The organism is Ottowia sp. oral taxon 894 (assembly GCF_001262075.1).
In the GTDB taxonomy this organism is placed as follows: domain Bacteria; phylum Pseudomonadota; class Gammaproteobacteria; order Burkholderiales; family Burkholderiaceae_C; genus Ottowia; species Ottowia massiliensis.
On sequence record NZ_CP012073.1, the window covers coordinates 2,718,490 to 2,737,330 of the forward strand.

The window sequence follows — 18,841 nt, forward strand, 5'->3', positions numbered from 1 at the left end:
GGCGGTTTTCTCTCCTTGCTGGCGAGGGGGCTTTGTTCATCAAGCCAGTTCGGGAAATGCGCGGATGCGCTCGCGCCTGCGGACAAGACGGCTTCCCTGATGGGAGTTGGAGCCTTAGCCTTCATACGTGCCCGCTCATTCCCAAACTGTTCACAGCTTGTTTGCGCGCAGCTTCGGCAGTGGCCTAATTTTGCTTTTTTTTCAATAGCAAAACGTCCTAGTGGAAACAGCGCAGATCGGTCTTTCGACCCCCTTGAATTTGCTCTTGATTTTGATGAAAAATGGCTTTGCGCTAGCTTCTACGTAGCTGCCCAGTCCATTTGCCGCCAGGCGCGCACCCAGGCTGCGAGTGCGCCGGGGATGCCGTCAGCATCGTCCGTGTTGTGAGCGGGCAGGCCCAGCGCCTGCGCGGCGGCGTTCAGCGCGCGCATGGGGTTGGATAAATCCAGCGGGGCAGCGTGGTTTTGCTTGCTGAGCTTTTCGCCATTGGCTGCCAGAACCAGCGGCGTGTGCAGATAAAGGGGCGTGGGCGCGCCGAGGGCGGATTGAAGGAGGATCTGGCGGGGCGTGTTGTCAGCCAGGTCGGCTCCGCGCACGACGTGGGTGATGCCTTGCGCGGCATCGTCCACCACCACGGCAAGCTGGTAGGCCCACAGGCCGTCAGCGCGGCGCAGGATGAAGTCGCCCACGGCATCGGAGACGCTTTGCTGTTGCGCGCCCAGGCGGCGGTCATGCCAGTGCAACACGCCATTGGTCATGAAGGCGCGGGCGTTTGGTTCGGCAGGCGCTTTTTGCTCGCAGCGCAGGGTGTGCAGCCGCCAGGCGCAGGGGGCTTGGGCGCGCGGGCCGCCGCGCTCCGGGCGGCAAAGGCCGGGATAGGGCAAGGCCTGGCCGCGCACGGGAGCGTGGCCTCGGGCGGCGTGCCAGCTGGCGATGTCTTTGCGTGTGCAGGAGCAGGGGTAGGCCAGGCCCGCGCGTTCCAGCTGCGCGAGCGCGCGGGCGTAGAGTGCGCCCCGGCGGGACTGCCATGCCGGTTCTTCATCAGGCAGCAGCTGGCAGGCGGCCAGCTGGCGCAAGATGGCCTGCCCTGCGCCGGGAATGCAGCGCGGCGCGTCTACATCTTCAATGCGCACCAGCCAGCGGCCTTGGCGCGCGCGCGCGTCCAGCCAGCTGGCCAGGGCCGCCACCAGCGAGCCTGCATGCAGCAAGCCGGTGGGCGAGGGGGCGAAGCGGCCTGTGTAGGAACCTGTCTTCAAAGCCAATTCAACCGGTTGATCACGCGTGCGCGGGTGCATGGACGATGAAAGCCGCAGGGCCTGTTCGCGGCGTGGCCGTGATGGAAAGCAAACGCGGGTTGAGGCGGGCGTCACCCGGCGGGCTTCATCTTTGCGCCTCCCATCAGGCCAGAGCTGGCTTGCGCAGCAGGCAGACGGGCAGCCTTTGCGCGGGCGATATTCGGCGTTGAAACCTGTTCAGAGTCTGGCCGTGATGGGCTGTGTGGACTGCAAAGGCCCAAGAACGCGCACGTTTTTGAACAGGCTCTCAGCGCCGCCGCCCGCTCAGCAGCAAGGCCAGCACAGCGCCTGCGGCAGCAGCCACGGCCATGGATTTGATGGGCTGCTTGACCACGCAGGCGCTGGCGCGGTCGGCATAGACCTGCGCTTGCAGGCACGCCTGCCGGGCAAGGCCGCCCAGCGCCTGCTCGCACTGGCGCACGGCGCTGCGGGCGCAAGCGCCCAGGTCGGGCGGCAGTGCGTCGCCCCGCGCAGCGCGCGTGGATTCGACCACTTCAATTTCAATGGCTTCGGGCTGTTCGCTCATGGCGGTTTTCCTTTCAGAATGTGAATGGGGCTTGGGTCAGAGGGGCATTGTGCCAAGGCCCATAAAATGAGCGCTTTCACAAATTGGCGGCCCTGTCTGGGCCGTTTTTCTTTGCGGCAGAAATGCTGTCATGAAACACATGGATTTTCCCGGCAATCTTTTCGTGGTTTCCGCGCCCAGCGGGGCGGGCAAGTCGAGTCTGGTGCGCGCCTTGCGCGAGGCGGATGGCCGCATCGTGCCTTCGGTGTCGCACACCACGCGCGCGCCGCGCGGGCAGGAGACGCATGGCCGGGAGTATTTTTTTGTGGATGATGCCGAATTCAGCGCCCTGGTGGAGCAAGACGCTTTCGTGGAGTGGGCGCACGTGCATGGCAAGCGCTACGGCACATCGCGCCAGAACGTCGAGTCGCTCTTGCAGGCAGGGCAGGACGTGCTGCTTGAAATTGACTGGCAAGGGGCCTTGCAAATCAAGCGGCGCTTTGCGCAGGCCGTGCTGACATTCGTGCTGCCGCCCAGCTGGGGCGAGCTGCGCGCCCGGTTGCAGCGGCGCGGCGAAGATGCGCCTGAAGTGATTGAAATGCGCCTGGAAAATGCCCGCGCGGAGCTGGCGCAGGCGAAAAACTTTGATTTCGTTATAATTAACGCCGTTTTTTCCAGCGCACTGAAGGATTTGCAATCCATCGTGCACGCCCAGCGCATGCGCTATCGCTGCCAGCAATATATTCATGCCAATGTTTTCAGGGCGCTGAATATGGGCTGATATTCCGGTTTGTTTTCTTTTTGATATTTCCTGATTTTGGTGATTCATGGCCCGCATTACTGTTGAAGACTGCCTGCAACAAATTCCCAACCGCTTTCAGCTCGTGCTGGCAGCCACTTACCGCGCCCGCATGCTGCATCAGGGGCATGCGCCCAAGCTGGAGTCGTCCAACCGGCCTAATGTGACGGCGCTGCGCGAGATTGCGGCGGGCCACGTGGGGCTGGAGATGCTGAAAAAGGTTTCCTGAACCCCGCAGCCCGGCACAAGCGCCTTCAGGGCGCTTTTTTTATTTGCACACATTCGATACGGGTGATTAAATCTGACGCCATGAACAACAAAAAAGGCGATTTCTCGCCAGACCGCCGCGCCAGCTGTCAAGACTTTGCCAATGCGCCGCTAGATCAGGCCGCCCAGGCACGCCTGGCCGCGCTGGAGACGCATGCCGTTTATCTGCCCGAAAACGATCTGGCCCAGCTGCGCCGCGCCTACCGCTTTGCCAACCGCGCGCATGAGGGGCAAATGCGCCAAAGCGGCGAGCCGTACATCACCCACCCCATCGCCGTCACCGTGCAGTGCGCGCAATGGAAGCTGGATGCGCGCGCCCTCATGGCCGCGCTGCTGCACGACGCCATGGAAGACTGCGGTGTCACCAAAGACGACATTGCCCGCGCCTTCGACCCCACCGTGGCCGATTTGGTGGACGGCCTGACCAAGCTCGACAAGCTGCAATTCACCACCCGCGAGGAAAACCAGGCCGAGTCCTTCCGCAAGATGCTGCTGGCCATGTCGCACGACGTGCGCGTCATCCTCATCAAGCTCGCGGACCGCCTGCACAACATGCGCACCATGAGCGACATGCCGCGCAGCAAATGGGGCCGCATTTCGTCTGAAACACTGGACATCTACGCCCCCATCGCCTACCGCCTGGGCCTGCACCATGTGTTCCGCGAGCTGCAAGACCTGGCCTTCCGCCACCTCATGCCCTGGCGTTACGGCGTACTGGCCAAAGCCGTCAAACGCGCCCAGCAGCGCCGGCGCGACCTCATCCAGAAAGTGATGCAGGAAGTGCAGTCCAGCCTCAACAACGCCGGGCTGAACGCGCGCGTGAGCGACCGCGAGAAAACGCTCTACTCCATCTACAGCCGCATGAACAGCAAGCGCCTGTCATTTGCACAGGTGAGCGACTTCTACAGCGTGCGCATCGTCATGCCCAGCCGCGCCGCCTGCTACACCGCGCTGGGCTACCTGCACCAGCTCTACAAGCCCGTTCCCGGCCAGTTCAACGACTTCATCGCCAACCCAAAAACCAACGGCTACCAATCCCTGCACACCACGCTGGTCGGCCCGGCCAACGTCAGCATCGAATTCCAGATACGCACCGAGCAGATGGACCAGGTTGCCGAAAGCGGCGTGGCCGCCCACTGGCTCTACAGCGGCGGCGCCAAGGCTGACGCGGGCGAAGCCGGCGCGCACTGGCTGCAATCGCTGCTCGACATCCAGAACGAAACGCGCGATGCCGCCGAGTTCTGGGACAACGTGAAGGTGGACCTCGCCCCTGACGCCGTTTACGTCTTCACCCCCCACGGCAAAGTCATCTCCCTGCCGCAAGGCGCCACGGTGGTCGATTTCGCCTACGCCATCCACAGCGGCATTGGCGACCGCGCCACGGGCGCCACCATCAACGGCGACCCCGCCCCGCTGCGCGCCGTGCTCAAAAATGGCGACGTCATCGAAGTCATCACCAACCCGCAAGCCGCCCCCAACCCCGCCTGGCTTGCCTTCGTGCGCACGGGGCGCGCGCGCTCGCGCATCCGCCACCACCTGAAAACCCTGGCGCAAAGCGACTCGCAGGCGCTGGGCGAAAAACTGCTCGCGCAGGCCCTGCGCGCCGAAGGCGTGCCCAGCCTGCCTGCGCCTGAACACCCCGCCTGGGCCAACCTGCTGGCCTTCGGCGCCAGCGCCTCGCGCGAAGAGCTGCTGGCCGACATTGGGCAAGGCAAGCGCATTGCCAGCGTGGCCGCCCGCCACATGGCTGGCCAGCTGGCCGCCGCCGGCCAGCGGCGCGACGCTCTGCTGCTCTCGCGCGAGCGCTACACCGCGCATGAACAGCTCTCGCAAGGCACCGTGCTGCTTGACGGCACCGAAGGCCCCGCCGTGCAATACGCCCCCTGCTGCCTGCCCGTGCCGGGCGACGCCCTGCTGGGCTACCTGGAGCGCGGCAAAGGGCTGGTCGTCCACGCCAATGGCTGCGCCATCGCCCGCCGCCTGCAAGCGCATGACAGCGAGCAGTTCATCGCCGTGGACTGGGCCGACGAACCCGCCCGCCCGTTTGAAACCGGCATCTGCGTCACCGTCACCGTCACCAATGGCAAGGGCGTGCTCGCCCGCGTCACCGGCGAGCTGGCCGCCGCAGGCGTTGACATCGCCCGCGTCGAAATGGATGGCCTGGCCGCCGAAGGCACGGTCGATCTGAACTTCATCATCGCCGTGCGCGACACCGCCCACCTGGAAGCGGCCTTGCGCCAGCTGCGCCGCGCCAGCGCCGTGCTCAAGGCCGTGCGCATCACCGCTGGCGAGGACTGACTCCCTGCCTCTTCCGCTGCCTGGCCAGCAGGCGCGAAAAGAGCGGTTCCGAACGGACAAGACGCAAGCCGTGAAAGCCCTGCGCAGGCAAGCGGCGCTGAATGGATGGCGCTGAGCCAGTCATGCTATTTAGCTCCCGGATCAATAGCACGATGTCCTAGTGGAACGGGCGCAAAATGGCATTTCAGCCCCCTTTTATTTGCTCCTGTTTCTGATACATCTCATGCCGTTTGACAGGCAGCTTGCGCCTGCGCAGGGCGGGAATCAGGAGGGGCTGCAAGGCGCAAACGGGCTGGATAACCTGCGGAGGATTCACTGAGCCACAGGCCACCCGAAACCACGCTTTTTTGCGAAATGGGTCATGGCGTTGTGTTCAACCAGCCTGGCGGCGCGCGACACGCATGCCAATGCCAGCCACAAGCAAGCCGCCAATCACCAGTGCCAGCGGATGAGTGGCTGGCACAGGCGCCACAGTGGTAGCTGCCGGGCGTGTTGTGCAAGAAGCAGTGGAGGCTTCCAGTGCGAAGCCGCCCCACTTTCTGGCCGAGGCGGGGTTCACTGTGGCAGAGTTGTTGAACACTTGCACAACCAGTTCGTTTGCGCCGGTCCGCCACTGATTGGCAATCGTAAACGTGGAAGGCACGGAAACATGTACGCCGCCTGCCCATGAATCAGCCAGCTGGGAGCCGGGCAGGAGCTGACCATTGAGGAAAACAGCCACAACCTGATCGTCAGCATGCATGGTGGTATGCACTTGGAAGGTAGCCGGATTCACACTGGCGGCCAGATCCACATCCAGCTTGTAGTAGGTGTATTTGGCGGCGCTCATTTCAGTATTGCGGGCCAGCCAGGCTGCCGTGGGTACGTCAGCCCAAGTCCAGGTATTCGGAGGACCTAGCCGGGCCGTCACGGGTGTATCCCAGGCCGCGATAACGCCTAGCGTGGTAACGTCGTCCACGGGTTTGTTGGCCACCTTCCAGCGCAGGTCGGGCGTGCCCAGGGTGGTGATGCGGGCCAGCGAAGCATCCACACCCGTGTTGAAGATGCGGATGTCGTCTCCGCAGGCATAGGGCGCCGCAAAGACTGTCTGCGGCACGGTTAGCAAAGCGGCCAATGCGGCAGAAATGCAAAGGGACAAGCGGGAACGGAGCATAAAAAAGTTCCTATTTTTTCTGTCAAGCGAACGGCAGCCTAACTAGCTGAATGGGGCCAGCCAACTGCAAAAAGGCCAGATGCTAATAGAGGAATGGTGCCTTTGCACAGGCACTCTTTGCTTTCGCCATGGCACCTCCTGGCTGAGCCGCTTTCGCATCATGGCTTGCGCGCCATGGCCTGCGCCACGGCCAGCATGGCGTCGGTCAGGGCCTGCACGGGGTCGGGGGCGTTGTCGCGCAGCACGATGAGAGGCACGCCTGCGGCGGCGATGGCCTGGGCGGCGGCTTCGTCGGGCGCGGTGTGGCTGAGGATGGCGCGGGGGCGATGGGCCTGAATGGCTTTTTGCAGCGCGGCGGGCAGGTCTTCGTCTTTTTCAGGCGCTTGCCAGGGCACAGGCTCCAGTTGCAGCGCGGTGGCCAGCGCTTGCACGCGGGGGGTGAGCAGCAGCACGGGCAGCTCATCAGCCTGGGCCAGCTGGCGGCTGGCTTCGGATTGGGCCTGTTGCAGGCGCTGGCTGATGGCGGCGAAGTTGGCTTGCAGGCGCTCGCGCTGCGGCGGCGCCAGGCGCGAGAGGGAGTCGGCCATGATCATGGCCATGCGCGCGAGGTTGGCGCTGTCTTGCCAGGGCTGGTTGATGAGCACGGTGGCGCTGCCTTTGGCCTCGCGCAGGGTGGATTCGGTCAGGGCGATGCCGGGCAGCTCGCCCTCGATGGGGTTGGCCGCGTCGATTTCGACGATGTGGATGTTGGCGCGGCGCGCGAGCGGGTAGAGCTGGTCGTCCGGCCAGACGGAGCGCAGCGTGAGCACGGCCTGCGCCTGGCGCGCGGCGGCCAGCAGCTCGTCCAGCCCCTTGCCGCCTGCCAGGTAGGCGGGCTGGCGGCTGGCAGGCAGCCGCGCGGGGGCGGCCTGCACCAGCTCAATGGGCGTGCCCTTGACGATTTGCCGCGCCAGCCCCAGCACCACGGGGTGGGCGGCGATCACGCGCAAGGGCGCAGCCTGTCCCGCTGGCTGGCCGGAGGGCGTTTCGGCGGACGGCGTGGCCGCCGGCCCGGCGGCATGGGCCGGGGCGGGCGCCAGCAGCGCGGCGGCCAGGGCGAAAGCGGAAAGAAGGGCGGGACGGTTCATGGCTGCAAGAAAAGGGAGAACAAAAACGGAAGGGGGCTGGATTTCAGGCATCAAACCGGCCTCAAGTCCTAGTGGAACAAGCGCGGGCAGCTATCCTTTTTGAAGCATGTTGGCCAGCCTGCGCTCAATGCACTGCCTGCGAGCGCCGCGCGCTGATGGCCACGGCCGCGAGAAACAGCGCGCCGGCGCACAAGATGATGGCCGCGCCCGAAGGCACGGGAATGTCCAGCGCCACGGGCACGGCAATGCCGGTGAGCGTGCAGACGGTGGCGAAGATGACGGTGAGCCAGAAAAAGCTGCGCATGGAGCCAGCCAGCAGCCGCGCCGTGGCGGCGGGTATGACCAGCAGCGCCCCCACGAGCAGCGCGCCGATGACCTTGACGGCGGCCACGGTGATGAGCGTGACGAGCATGACGAACACGTAGTCCAGCCACTGCACGGGCAGCTTGCGCGCCTGCGCCAGCGGGGCGTGAAAGCTGGCGAGCATGGCGCGGTTGTAGGTACGGTGCAGCGCCGCCAGAGTGAAGGCGGTGACGATGGCGAGCACGGCCAGATCGCGGCCATTGACGGTGAGCACGGAGCCAAAGAGCACGTTTTCCAGAATGTGGATGTTGATGCGCGCGGCCAGCACCATCAGCAAGCTGGAGCCGAGCGCGAGCGAGACGGCCAGAAACACGCCGATGAGCGTGTCGGGCGACAGGCCCGTGCGCCCGCGCAGGTAATTGAGCAGCAGCCCGAACAGGATGCAAAAGCCAAACAGGCTGCCGTAGGGGCTGGTCATGGGTTCGCCCATCAGGATGCCGATGGCCGTGCCGGTGAGCGCGGCGTGGCCCACGGCTTCCGAAAAGAAGGCAAAACGCTTGACGACGACCAGCGTGCCCAGCCCGCCCAGCAGCGGCCCCAGCAGCAGGCCGGCCACGAGGGCGTTGATGACAAAGCCGTATTGCAGCATGGCGGGCAGCCAGCCGGCGGCCACGCCGGATTGCATGAACTGGTGCAGGCTGTCCAGCAGCGAAGGGGCGGCGGCGCTCATGCGGCGTGCTCCTGTTGAGGTTCCGGGCGGGCGTTTTCGGGTGCAGCGTTTTCGGGGCTGGCCGTGTGGGCGAAGAGCTGCAAGAGCATGTCTGCGTCGCCCAGCGCGGCGGGTTCGCGCGTCCAGAGCAGGCGGCCCCGGCTGAGAGCGGTGACGCGGTCGGCCAGGCGGCGCACGGCGGCCAGGTCGTGCTCTACCCACAGCACGGTGGCGCGGCTTTGCCGCCATTGGGCCAGCAGCGATTCAAAGACTTGCATGCCCGCGCGGTCGAGCGCGGCCATGGGTTCGTCCAGCAGCACGAATTGCGCGGGCGGCAGCAGGCTTTGGGCCAGCAGCACGCGCTGGCGCTCGCCGCCGGAGAGGTCGCCCATGCGGCGGCTGGCCTTGTGCGCCATGCCCACGCGCTCCAGCCCTTGCAGGATGCGCTCGCGCACGGCGCGGCGCAGGCCCAGATACAGCGGGCGCTGCTGCTGGAGCATGCAGCCCATGAAGTCTTGCACCGTCATGGGCAGCGTGCGGTCGGCCTCGATGGCCTGGGGCACGTAGGCCAGCACACCCGGCGCGGGCAGCGGCCAGTGCAGGGTGATTTGGCCGGTGTGCGGCATCATGCCCAGCACGGTTTTCATCAGGCTGCTTTTGCCGCAGCCATTGGGGCCGACGAGGGCGTGGATTTCACCCGCGTTCACCTGCCAGTTCATGTCTTGCAGGATGCGCGTGGCGCCCAGTTGCAGGTTCACGCCCTGCAAGCGCAGGGCCGGGCCGGGGATGAAGCCGGGGCCGGGGCTGGCGGGGGCGGCGCTCATGCGCGCGCTTTCCGCGACTCTTCAATGGCGCGCACCACGGCATCCAGATTGAAGGCCATGTCTTTCTCGAACTTGTCGGCCGTGTAGGGGCCGTGCGAGATGTGCGTGAGCGGATAGACGCGCACGCCCGTCTCGCGCACCAGCGTTTGCACAAAGCCCGTGGGGTTGTCTTGCTCGGCAAAGAGCACGCGGATGTTTTGCGAGCGCAGGCGGTCCACCATGCTTTTGAGCTGCGCGGCGCTGGGTTCCATGCCGTGCGCAGGCTCTACCACGGCGCTGACTTCCAGCCCGAATTCGCGCAGCAGGTAGTCATAAGCGCCGTGAATGGTGGCCACGCGGAAATTGGCATCCGGCCCTTCTTTCACCTTGGCCAGCGCCTGGGCGCGCAGCTTGCGCAGGCGCTTGTTGTAGGCGCGGGCGTTGTCTTCAAAAAACGGCGCGTTTTCGGGCGAAATCTTGCCCAGCCCGCGCGCGATGGTGCCCACTTGCAGCATGGAGGCGCTGATGGAGATGAAGGTGTGCGGGTTCACCGCCCGCCCTTGCGGCGTGCCCAGCGCCATGGTGGACAGCAGCGGCACATCGGCATTGGCGTTGATGACGGGCAGATGGGGCTTTTCGCTGGCGGCAATCATGCGGCGGGCAAAGTCGTCGTGCCCCACGTCGTTGAGCACGGCCACATCCATCTGGCCGATGCGCTTGATGTCTTCAGAGCGCGGCTCGTAGGCATGGGGGTTGAAGCCTGCGTCAATGAAAGGCAGCACTTCGGCGCGGCCGCCCACGATGTTGGCCACAAAGCTGTAGTAGGGGTGCAGCGTGATGCCGACCTTGAGCTTTGGGGCCGCATCCGCTGCGCGGGCGCGGCCCGGGGGCAGGGCCGCGCTGGCGGCCAGCGCGCCCAGCGCCATCAGGGCCGCCCGGCGGCTGAAAAAGGCGGTGCGTTCGGAAGGTTCGGAAAGAGGGGAAGTCATGTTCGGCGCCTGTATTTCGGTGTTTCAGTGCTTCAGTGCTTGTCTTTGGGCTTGACGTCATCCAGGTGCGCGGCCACTTGCCGCCAGCCGTGGGCCGCCAAATCGTCATCGTGCAGGCCGGGCAAGGCCTCTGCCGCGCGGGCCGGGCCGGAAGCCGTGCGCAGCCAGACATCAAAGCGGGCCTCGGCGTCTTGCGCGGCGGGCAGGCGCCAGAGCATGAGGCGGGCGGCCTGGCCGCCTTGTTCGCCTGGCCCGCTGCTCTGCGCTTCATTCGGCTCGCCCAGGTAGGCGTAGCGCCCTTCGGCCTGCACCACGCGCCACTGGCGGGCGCCCCGGCGCTGCGCCGCCAGGTCTTGCTCGAAAGGCGGCCAGCCATCGCTGGCCCAGACATCGGGCGCAGGCGGCGGCAGCGGGCGGCCTTCGGCGCGCCACTCGTCATGCACGGCCTGCAAATCGGTGTAGATGCCTTGCTCGGCTGCCGTCAGGCCCGTGGCCAGGTCAATCTGGTGCGCCTGCAAGGCCATTTCGGTCTGCATGTGCCGCTGCCAAACCGCTACCGTGCCCGACAGCGCCAGCACCAGCGCCACCGTCACGAGCACCCAGCGCGTTTCGCGCCCCGCCCCGGCTGGCGGCACCTGCTGCACGCAGCCCGCAGGCAGCGCAGCCGCCCCGGCGGCAGGCGGCGAGGGCGGCAGGGGCGCTTGCGTGGCGGCTTCGCTCATCGGATGTCGGCGTGATCCACCTCGGCGGAGTGGCCCTCGCCGCCGTCAAACTGCACAAAAAAGTCCTGCTTCGGGCGCTCGAAGCGGATTTGCGACTTGTCATCCAGCGCGCCCTTGAGCAGCACCTTGTCTTCGTACGACATCACGCGGATTTCCACGCCCTTGGCGTCGCTGCCATCTGAAAAACCGCCTGTGCACAGCACATGCTGCGCGCCATCGGCCTGGCACTTGAACTTGACTGAATGCGCCTGCGCGGCAGCGCCCGCCAGCAGCAAAGCGGCGGCCAGACAAGCGGAAAACGGAAAACGGGACATGGCGAAACTCCGGAAAAATCAAGCGTGGAATAATAACAAACGCGAGTTTTTCGCAACAAAGCCCAACAATCAACCCTTTTCACTTTGCACCATCAGGAGAAGTCTCATGAAACAACGCCATCTGAACGCCCTGTTGCTGGCCCTGGCTGGCAGCCTGCTTGCCCCGGCGGCCGCGCAGGCGCATGAAATCTGGCTGGCCCGCATCCACGGCCAGCCCACCGTGATGTACGGGCACGAAGAATCAGACACCGACCCCTACGACCCCATCACCATCAGCGAAGCGCGCGCCTACAAAAACGGCAAGCCGGAAGAAGTCACCATCGTGCGCCACTACACCCAGCGCTTTGCCACGCTCAAGGCCGAAGCGCCCGGCCTGCTGACCTTCACCAAGGAAGGCGGCATCTGGAGCAAAACCAAAGACGGCAAATGGCACAACCTGGCCAAAGACCAGCTGCCCAACCCGGCTGACGCCGAACGCTCCATGCACGCCCGGGGCTTTTCCGCCGCCTACCTGAACAAGCGCGAGCCAGTCACCAAACTGGGCTACGAGCTGGAAATCGTGCCCGAGACCAACCCCGCCAAACTGCTGCCCGGCGAAAAACTGCCCGTGCAGGTGATCTACCGGGGCCAGCCCTTGGCCGATGCCAAAGTCACCAGCAACGCCTTCGACCACGAAGCCCAGAAAGCCACCACCGACGCCCAGGGCCGCGCCACGCTCACCGTGGCCCGCAGCGGCCTGAATGTCATCAGCGTCAATCACGCCGTGGCCTACCCCGATCCGAAAAAGGCCGACAAGGACATCACCTTGTTCACCCTCACGTTTGAAGCCGCAGGCGGCGGCCATGATCACTGAGCGCCCGGCTTGGCCATAAGAGGCCCGGCCCGGATGAAACGCAAGACACGGGCCAGCAAATGCAAGAAGCGAAATGGCAAGGCTGGATACGCCATGCTATTTCGCTCCTTTATGCATAGCAATACGTCCTAGTGAATCGTGCGCTGAAGGGTATTTAACGCCCCCTGAATTCGCTCCTGTTTTTATTGCGACTCGAACAGCAGCGGCCCGCTTTCGTGCGGCATAGCGGAAGCGGGCCGCCGCTTTCTGGATGAAGGGCTGGCAAGTCATTCAGAAGCCAGCGCCTTCAACAAGGCTCGCAGGCGCGCCAGCACAGGTTTCTGAATGCTCATCGAGAGCCTTGGGCGGGTTCGCCGCTGCGTTTGTCACCGCCTCGTTGATCTGGAATCATCAAAGAAATAACCTGTTCCTTCGGGATGGTGATTCTCCATGCCAGATTATCCCTTCCTTCCACCTCGAAAACATAGGGCGAGGCGATTCTGGATATTAGATGGACGGAGCGAACGATATTATTATGGCAACGTTTGTAATAAAGTGGATTTTGCCCGACAGGTATTGGGAGGGCATTGAAGATTTCACAACCTTCATCTTTCAGAAGAACGCTGACATTTTGCATTTCGCCTAAACTTAGCGATCTGATGATTGCAGATGGGAGTCGCTTTACACTTCCCGTCAACGCGAGAGATAATATGATATACAAAATAAAAATAAATAACTGGAGTTGCAAATCATCCGCGTCTAAGCAGATAATTAGAATGTATGTAAACATGCAGGTAAATGCAACCCAGACAGCAAATGGAATTAAAGTATCCATCCCAATGTTTTGCGCAAATCCTCCATATCTAAAAAATAATATGGATAACATAAATGGAAAAAGGGACCATATAAATGCATCAACAAAGATAAAAATCGTCTTTCGAAATAAAAAAAGGGATTTGACTTTCTTTCGGTCAGATTTATTTTTCCTCAGGAGATTTTTTACTTCACGAGTGAATATTTTTCTTGCTCTTTCGCAAGAAATTAAAAAACATATAATGCAAAATCCAATCCATATGTAAAAATAGTCAATTGACCAATAAGCAATTGCCATAGGGGTTTCGAATGATAATAATGTATTCCAGATGAAGAGGCGGTTATTCTTATATCTATTCCTCGCGAATTCGGATGTCTGTATCAAAACCGCAGGCACCATTGGCAAAAAAATAGGGAAAATAATCACCAAACCGATTAATGTAGCCGCGATGAAAATGCCCGATGCTTCAGAGAAATTCATGTCAGGCATGAAGCTCATCTGAAAGAAGAATCCAATCAGGATGGCTCCGCCGAACGCGAGACCCAATGGCCACAAAAACTGAAATGGATTCTCTTTTATCTTCTGGAGCAACCAGCTTTCCGTTTTTCCTGAATCTCTCATTTCAACTCTCCTTTCAAAAATCAACCATCACGCAAGCATTATTCACGCCTGCCCATTTTCAATTTCTTCAATTTGCGTGGAAAGCTCAAGCCATTGCTCTTCCAGCGCGGCCATTTCATTTTCAAGGGCTTTGAGTTCGCGGCCTGCGTCGGCAATGGCGGCGGGCGGCTGCGGGGTGGCCAGTTGGGTTTCGAGTTCGGTGCGGCGTGTGGCAATGGCGGCCATGCGCGCGTCGGCGGCGGCCAGCTGGCGTTTGAGCGGTTTGGTTTTTTCGGCCAGCTGGGCGCGCAGGCGGGCTTGCTGGCGGCGCTGTTCGGCGGGGTTGGCGCTGTTGGCAGTTAGCGGGCCGGTTTTGGGGGCGGCGGCGGATGCTTCCTGGGCGGCAGCTTCGCGCTGGCGTTTGGCTTCGTCCAGCAGGTAGCGCTGGTAGTCGCGCAAGTCGCCTTCAAACGGCTGCACATGGCCGCGCGCGACCAGCCAGAACTCGTCGCACACGCTGCGCAAGAGCGCGCGGTCGTGGCTGACGAGCATGAGCGTGCCTTCAAAGCTGTTCAGGGCCACGGCCAGGGCTTCGCGCGTGGCCAGGTCCAGGTGGTTGGTGGGTTCGTCCAGCAGCAGCAGGTTGGGGCGCTGCCACACCAGCATGGCCAGCACCAGCCGCGCTTTTTCGCCGCCGGAGAACTGGCCGACGGGCTGCGCGGCCATGTCGCCCGCGAAGTTGAAGCCGCCCAGAAAGTTGCGCAGCGGCTGTTCGCGCGCTTCTTCGGCGTTTTCGCGGCCGGTTTCGCGCGCCAGGCGCACCATGTGTTCCAGCGGCGTGCTTTGCGGGTGCAGCACGTCCAGCTCTTGCTGGGCGAAGTAGCCGATGGCCAGGCCCTTGCCTTCGGTGACGCGCCCTGCCAGCAGGGGCAGCTGGTGCGCGATGGTTTTGACGAAGGTGGATTTGCCTTGCCCGTTGGCGCCCAGGATGCCGATGCGCTGGCCTGCCAGCACGGTGCGGCTGACGCCTTGCAAGATGAGTTTGTCGCCCGCATCGCTGCGGTAGCCGAAGGCGGCTTCCTTGATGGCGAGCATGGGGTTGGGCAGCGCGGGCGGTTCGCGAAAGCTGAATTGCAATTCGCTTTCGGCCAGCACGGGGGCGATTTTTTCCATGCGCTCCAGCGCCTTGACGCGGCTTTGCGCCTGCCGCGCCTTGGTGGCTTTGGCCTTGAAGCGGTCGATGAACTTTTGCAGGTGCGCGCGCTTTTCCTGCTGTTTGGCCCAGGCGGCTTGTTGCAGGGCCAGTTGCTGGGCGCGCAGTTCTTCAAAGGTGCTGTAGCTGCCGCCGTAGCGGGTGAGCTGGCCGTGTTCGATGTGCAGCGTGGCTTGCGTGACGGCGTCCAGAAAGTCGCGGTCGTGGCTGATGACGATGAGCGTGCCGGCGTAGCGCGCCAGCCATCCTTCCAGCCACACCAGCGCGTCCAGGTCCAGGTGGTTGGTGGGCTCGTCCAGCAGCAGCAAGTCAGACGGGGCCATGAGCGCGCGCGCCAGTTGCAGCCGCATGCGCCAGCCGCCCGAAAAGCTGTTGACGGGCTGCTGCAATTGGCCGGGTTTGAAGCCCAGCCCGAGGATGAGCGCCTGCGCGCGCGCCGTGGCGTCGTGCGCGCCGGCGTCTTGCAAATCGGCATGCAGCTGGGCGATGGCCATGCCTTCGCCCGCCGCTTCGGCTTGCGCCAGCTGGGCGCGCAGGCGTGTCAGGCGTTCATCGCCCGCCAGCACAAAGGCAGTGGCCGCTTCGCCGGTTTCGGGCATGTGCTGCGCCACTTGCGCGATGCGCCAGTGGGCGGGCATGGAAAAGTCGCCCCCGTCTTCATGCAGCGCGCCGCCCAGCAGCGCAAACAGGGTGGATTTGCCCGCGCCGTTGCGGCCCACCAGGGCCACTTTTTCGCCGGGGTGAATGGTGGCGCTGGCTCCGTCGAGCAGCACTTTGGCGCCACGGCGCAAAGTCAGGTTTTGAAGAGAAATCACGTGTGAAAAAAAACAAGCCGAAAGCAGAACGCGCAGAGCCTGCCTGCGCGCGAAAAAAAGAAGGCGCTGATGGTAGTCAGCGCCTTCTGCCCCGCTTGACAACAGTCGCCGCACGGCTCCACGCCTGAACTCCTTGAATTTGACAGGGCGGTTCCCGATCGGATAACGCCTACGGCGCATGCGTCCGGCGCCTGCAGGGGATGGCGCGTTTCTCAACGCACACATCAGGCCAGCTTGGCAGAACACAGGAGGCGCTGCAAGCTGGCGCGCTTCGTGCCGTGATTTCTTTTTAAGGCCAAGCAAGGAGCGGAAAGCTGAGGCTGTGCTTCAGGAAAGCGGCTTTGCGGTATCCGCCCACATCCCGTAGCTGCTATGAACGCAAACAGAAAGGCGACAGGGCGGGCGCAAAGCCTTTTTGCTTTCTGCGCTGCCCTCGCGTGGAACACCCGTGCACAGTCTGACTGCGGGCGTGCAAAGGGCGCGTGGGCTGTTGCGCAACCGAAGTTTTCTCAGCCCTGTTGGCCTCGCAGCCAGATCGCGGGCTGGCTTTCAGAACGTCAGGTCTTTTTCCACTTCCTGCGCCTTGAGGCGGGCCAGCGCCAGGTTGGCGTGCTGGCGGTCGAATACGCCGTAGAGGAAGACGCCTTCCTTGGCAGAGAGGGGGCGCAGGATGTGATATTGCTTGCCCAGGGTGATGAGGATGTCCTCGATCTTGTCGTTCAGTCCCAGGGCGCGCATGGCCTTGAGTTTGGCGCGCACGACTTCGGTGTTGGCGGCGGCGGCGACCTCAATGTTGATACCGCCGCCGGCGGAACCCAGCAGCATGCCGCTGCCGGAGTCCACGACGGCGATGCAGAGAATGCCGTCCAGCTTCATCAGCTCGTCCAGGCTTTGTTTGATGGTGGCCATGTTGATCTCCTTCTGTTTTTCAGGGGGTGCGTGATGGAAGAAACGGCCCAGGGCGTCACGCAGCGCTCGCCACAGGGTCTGCTTTGGAAAGTGAGGGTCAGGCATCCGCCAGGTCTTTGGCGAACTGGCTGGCGCGGTAAGCAACCTGGCCCAGGATGGCCTGGCCGCTGGCAATGGCGATGATGACCAGGCGTGCGTCCTTGCGCGGCGCGCTGTAGACCACGGCGAAGCCATCGTGCGTGTCGATGGTCACGCACTTGTCTGCGCCCAGGCTGGCTTCTTGCGAAACCACGGCGCTGATGGCGGAAATGGAGCTCTGGCCAAGGCGGCGATGCGGGCGGCGTCGCCTGTTTTCATGGCGGAGGCAATGTCGAAACCGTCTTCGGTGGCGACGACCACGGCGTTCATGCCGCTGATGTCTTCCAGAAAGGCGGCGGCCTGCTTGGCCGCCAGCACGCGGACGGTGAGCGGAAGTTGAATGCGGTTGGTCATTTTCTTCAGTGTTCTTCCATCAAGTCGGCTTCGAGCTGGGACAGCAGGGTGTCGATGAGCAGCGTCACGTCCTGGCGGCGGCGCACGTCCACGGGCAGCACGGGCAGCACGAGATGGCGGCGGGCAAGTTCTTCGGCGTAATCATCTAGGCTGGGGGCGGGGTGGGTGTCCAGCCGCCCGACGCCGATGACGCAAGGCATGGCAGACAGCTCATTGGCAAAGCCTTCCAGGTACACGCGCAAGTCGGCCAGCGGGTCAGGGCGGGAGTTGTCAGCCAGCAAGATCATGCCAATGGCGTTTTGCGAGAGGATTTTCCAGAGAAAGTCAAAGCGTGACTGGCCGGGCGTGCCGAACAGGCGCAGGCGGTCGCCGTTTTCCAGCGTCAGCTGCCCGAAATCCAGCCCGACGGTGGTGCGCTCCTTGGCGTGAGAGGCGTCGTTGTTGTGCACGTCGGTGATGACGGGCGGGGTTTCGCTGACTGCGCCAATGGCTGTGGTTTTGCCCGCACCCATCGTGCCAGTGAAGAGAATTTTGTATTCATTCATGGAAACACTTCTTTGCCTTCAATCAAAAATTAAGACGTTTCCTAATATTTTGTATCAAACCTATATTGAAGAAGCGTTTGGGCGCTTGCGTTTGGGGTTGCGCCTGCGGCGCGTTGGAGGCGGGCTGGACCAGACTGGGGGCCGCCGCGCTGTCCTCGGCCCTGAGGAGCCGGGCGGATTGCAGCGCCTGGATGAATTCGAGGCAGGCCGCTTCAGGCTGGCGGCTGATGGCGGCCAGCTCCCGCGCGCTGAGATAGCGGCGCGACAGCAGGGTCGCCAAGCGAATGTTCTCGGCGTCGTCGTGCAGCATGGCGGCGGGCGGCCAGCGCAGCAGGCGAAAGCGTACGCCGCTGGCGGAGCCGGGCGGCGCAGCGGTCCGCCGCAAATCGCGCTCTACGCTCTGTAGCCATTGCTGGAAGCGGTCGGGGCGAATGGGGCGCTCCAGCAGTTCGTGCGAGGTGTTTTCGCTCTTGCGCGTCAGGCGCAGCACGACGGTGGCCATGCCATCCAGTTCATGGCTCTGGCCTTCGGGCGTGGAGCCATCAGCCAGCAGGGCATCGTAGGGCGGGGCGCTGGCGTAAATCCAGCGGCACGCGCCGCTGGAGGCGTAAAGGCGCAGCAGGGTCTGTACCAGTGCCGTCTCGGCTGCGGGCAGCTTGTAGACGCCCAGCCGCAGGGTGGGCGTGTCGGCAGGAATGGAATCGGTCATGGTGATGATGCGGGGGCATCAAGGCGGTTGATGCGTTTTTTGTCTTTCCGGAACCTGTTCATATTCCGTCCGTGGCGCGAAGAAGCGGGCGCGGGCGGTTTATGGCGCAAGGCCCATTTCCGCCAGGCGGAAAAGCGCAAAAGCAGGCTTGTTTGGGGCTTGGGCGTGCCACTTCATTGCAGTTCGCTTTTTCGTCTCTTGCGGCCAGGCGGCGAACAGGCTCGGCGGCTTTGCACGGGCACGAAATTCAAACCATGAAAAAGCGTATTTGCATGATGCCTCAAAGAGTGGCCCTTGGGTAGGGAAGTGGCGCGCTTGCTGCCCGATTCCGTGAAAAACGGCGCAGTCTGGAGCCTGCCCGTGGCCGGGAAACGCAGCCAGAAAACGCGATCAGCAAGCGCGCTGACCGCTTGCGAAGCCGCCTTTTGTGCCTTTTGTTCATGGGCATCCGCGAAAAATGGCGCGCGGGTTTGCTGCGCGCTGGCTGGCTTTCGTTTCTTGCGAGCCGTTCACACTCCGGCCAGCACGAGGAGCAGGGCGCAGGCAACGAATGGACAGGGTGCAAGCACTGCGTTTTTGCTCTGCTATCCATAGCATGGTGTCCTAGTGGAATCTGCGCAGAATGGCA

General features: G+C 63.2%; 20 protein-coding genes. 4 read left to right on the plus strand and 16 right to left on the minus strand.

What is annotated here, in order from left to right; all coding sequences use genetic code 11:
* Positions 1-299 precede the first annotated feature (299 nt).
* Together gluQRS and ADJ79_RS11985 are read right to left on the minus strand one after the other, a co-directional pair.
* A complete protein-coding gene (gluQRS, locus tag ADJ79_RS11980; protein ID WP_050716165.1) occupies positions 300-1,295 on the minus strand; it encodes a tRNA glutamyl-Q(34) synthetase GluQRS in 996 nt (331 codons plus the stop codon).
* A gap of 247 nt (positions 1,296-1,542) precedes the next feature.
* A complete protein-coding gene (locus tag ADJ79_RS11985; protein WP_050716166.1) occupies positions 1,543-1,821 on the minus strand; it encodes a hypothetical protein in 279 nt (92 codons plus the stop codon).
* A 139-nt stretch (positions 1,822-1,960) separates the two neighbouring features.
* On the opposite strand from ADJ79_RS11985, the gene gmk reads away from it, so the two are divergent.
* The 3 genes from gmk (at position 1,961) to ADJ79_RS12000 (ending at position 5,164) form a co-directional block, all read left to right on the plus strand.
* Positions 1,961-2,581, plus strand: a complete 621-nt coding sequence (gene gmk, locus ADJ79_RS11990) for a guanylate kinase (protein WP_050716607.1) — start codon at positions 1,961-1,963, stop codon at positions 2,579-2,581.
* 46 nt (positions 2,582-2,627) lie between these two features.
* Positions 2,628-2,828, plus strand: coding sequence for a DNA-directed RNA polymerase subunit omega (gene rpoZ / locus ADJ79_RS11995; RefSeq protein ID WP_050716167.1), 201 nt, complete (start codon positions 2,628-2,630; stop codon positions 2,826-2,828).
* A gap of 80 nt (positions 2,829-2,908) precedes the next feature.
* A complete protein-coding gene (locus ADJ79_RS12000; RefSeq protein ID WP_050716608.1) occupies positions 2,909-5,164 on the plus strand; it encodes a bifunctional (p)ppGpp synthetase/guanosine-3',5'-bis(diphosphate) 3'-pyrophosphohydrolase in 2,256 nt (751 codons plus the stop codon).
* Between the two features lie 373 nt (positions 5,165-5,537).
* Here ADJ79_RS12000 and ADJ79_RS12005 read toward each other — a convergent pair whose 3' ends face one another.
* From ADJ79_RS12005 to ADJ79_RS12035, 7 genes are all read right to left on the minus strand, one after another.
* Complete coding sequence (locus ADJ79_RS12005; RefSeq protein WP_050716168.1) at positions 5,538-6,260, minus strand: hypothetical protein; 723 nt, start codon at positions 6,258-6,260, stop codon at positions 5,538-5,540.
* A 215-nt stretch (positions 6,261-6,475) separates the two neighbouring features.
* Positions 6,476-7,444, minus strand: a complete 969-nt coding sequence (locus ADJ79_RS12010) for a metal ABC transporter solute-binding protein, Zn/Mn family (protein WP_050716169.1) — start codon at positions 7,442-7,444, stop codon at positions 6,476-6,478.
* 124 nt (positions 7,445-7,568) lie between these two features.
* Positions 7,569-8,477 (minus strand): metal ABC transporter permease, encoded by a 909-nt coding sequence (locus ADJ79_RS12015; protein ID WP_253273823.1) that lies wholly within the window; start codon positions 8,475-8,477, stop codon positions 7,569-7,571.
* Entirely contained in the window at positions 8,474-9,280 is an 807-nt protein-coding gene (locus ADJ79_RS12020; protein ID WP_050716170.1) for a metal ABC transporter ATP-binding protein, read from the minus strand. The genes ADJ79_RS12015 and ADJ79_RS12020 overlap by 4 nt, the downstream gene beginning before the upstream one ends.
* Positions 9,277-10,248 carry a metal ABC transporter solute-binding protein, Zn/Mn family gene (locus ADJ79_RS12025; RefSeq protein WP_082203299.1) on the minus strand — a complete coding sequence of 324 codons (972 nt, stop codon included), beginning with the start codon at positions 10,246-10,248 and terminating at the stop codon, positions 9,277-9,279. The genes ADJ79_RS12020 and ADJ79_RS12025 overlap by 4 nt, the downstream gene beginning before the upstream one ends.
* A 32-nt stretch (positions 10,249-10,280) precedes the next feature.
* A complete protein-coding gene (locus tag ADJ79_RS12030; RefSeq protein ID WP_050716172.1) occupies positions 10,281-10,970 on the minus strand; it encodes a DUF6162 family protein in 690 nt (229 codons plus the stop codon).
* Positions 10,967-11,284, minus strand: a complete 318-nt coding sequence (locus ADJ79_RS12035; protein ID WP_050716173.1) for a hypothetical protein — start codon at positions 11,282-11,284, stop codon at positions 10,967-10,969. The genes ADJ79_RS12030 and ADJ79_RS12035 overlap by 4 nt, the downstream gene beginning before the upstream one ends.
* Before the next feature lie 106 nt (positions 11,285-11,390).
* Between ADJ79_RS12035 and ADJ79_RS12040 the strand changes: the two genes are divergently transcribed.
* The gene (locus tag ADJ79_RS12040; protein ID WP_050716174.1) at positions 11,391-12,137 is read left to right on the plus strand and encodes a DUF4198 domain-containing protein; all 747 of its coding nucleotides are present in this window, start codon (positions 11,391-11,393) and stop codon (positions 12,135-12,137) included.
* A gap of 328 nt (positions 12,138-12,465) precedes the next feature.
* Here ADJ79_RS12040 and ADJ79_RS14675 read toward each other — a convergent pair whose 3' ends face one another.
* The 7 genes from ADJ79_RS14675 to ADJ79_RS12065 all read right to left on the minus strand — a co-directional run bounded on the left by ADJ79_RS14675 (position 12,466) and on the right by ADJ79_RS12065 (position 18,213).
* A complete protein-coding gene (locus ADJ79_RS14675; protein ID WP_156304205.1) occupies positions 12,466-13,551 on the minus strand; it encodes a hypothetical protein in 1,086 nt (361 codons plus the stop codon).
* Between the two features lie 42 nt (positions 13,552-13,593).
* Positions 13,594-15,558 carry an ABC-F family ATP-binding cassette domain-containing protein gene (locus ADJ79_RS12045; RefSeq protein WP_050716175.1) on the minus strand — a complete coding sequence of 655 codons (1,965 nt, stop codon included), beginning with the start codon at positions 15,556-15,558 and terminating at the stop codon, positions 13,594-13,596.
* Positions 15,559-16,107: 549 nt separating this feature from the next.
* Complete coding sequence (locus ADJ79_RS12050) at positions 16,108-16,467, minus strand: hypothetical protein (RefSeq protein ID WP_050716176.1); 360 nt, start codon at positions 16,465-16,467, stop codon at positions 16,108-16,110.
* A gap of 97 nt (positions 16,468-16,564) precedes the next feature.
* Positions 16,565-16,759, minus strand: coding sequence for a hypothetical protein (locus ADJ79_RS14680; RefSeq protein WP_156304206.1), 195 nt, complete (start codon positions 16,757-16,759; stop codon positions 16,565-16,567).
* The gene (locus ADJ79_RS12055; RefSeq protein WP_050716177.1) at positions 16,717-16,959 is read right to left on the minus strand and encodes a hypothetical protein; all 243 of its coding nucleotides are present in this window, start codon (positions 16,957-16,959) and stop codon (positions 16,717-16,719) included. The genes ADJ79_RS14680 and ADJ79_RS12055 overlap by 43 nt, the downstream gene beginning before the upstream one ends.
* Before the next feature lie 5 nt (positions 16,960-16,964).
* Positions 16,965-17,504 carry an ATP/GTP-binding protein gene (locus tag ADJ79_RS12060; RefSeq protein ID WP_050716178.1) on the minus strand — a complete coding sequence of 180 codons (540 nt, stop codon included), beginning with the start codon at positions 17,502-17,504 and terminating at the stop codon, positions 16,965-16,967.
* A 22-nt stretch (positions 17,505-17,526) separates the two neighbouring features.
* Complete coding sequence (locus tag ADJ79_RS12065; RefSeq protein ID WP_050716179.1) at positions 17,527-18,213, minus strand: hypothetical protein; 687 nt, start codon at positions 18,211-18,213, stop codon at positions 17,527-17,529.
* Positions 18,214-18,841 lie beyond the last annotated feature (628 nt).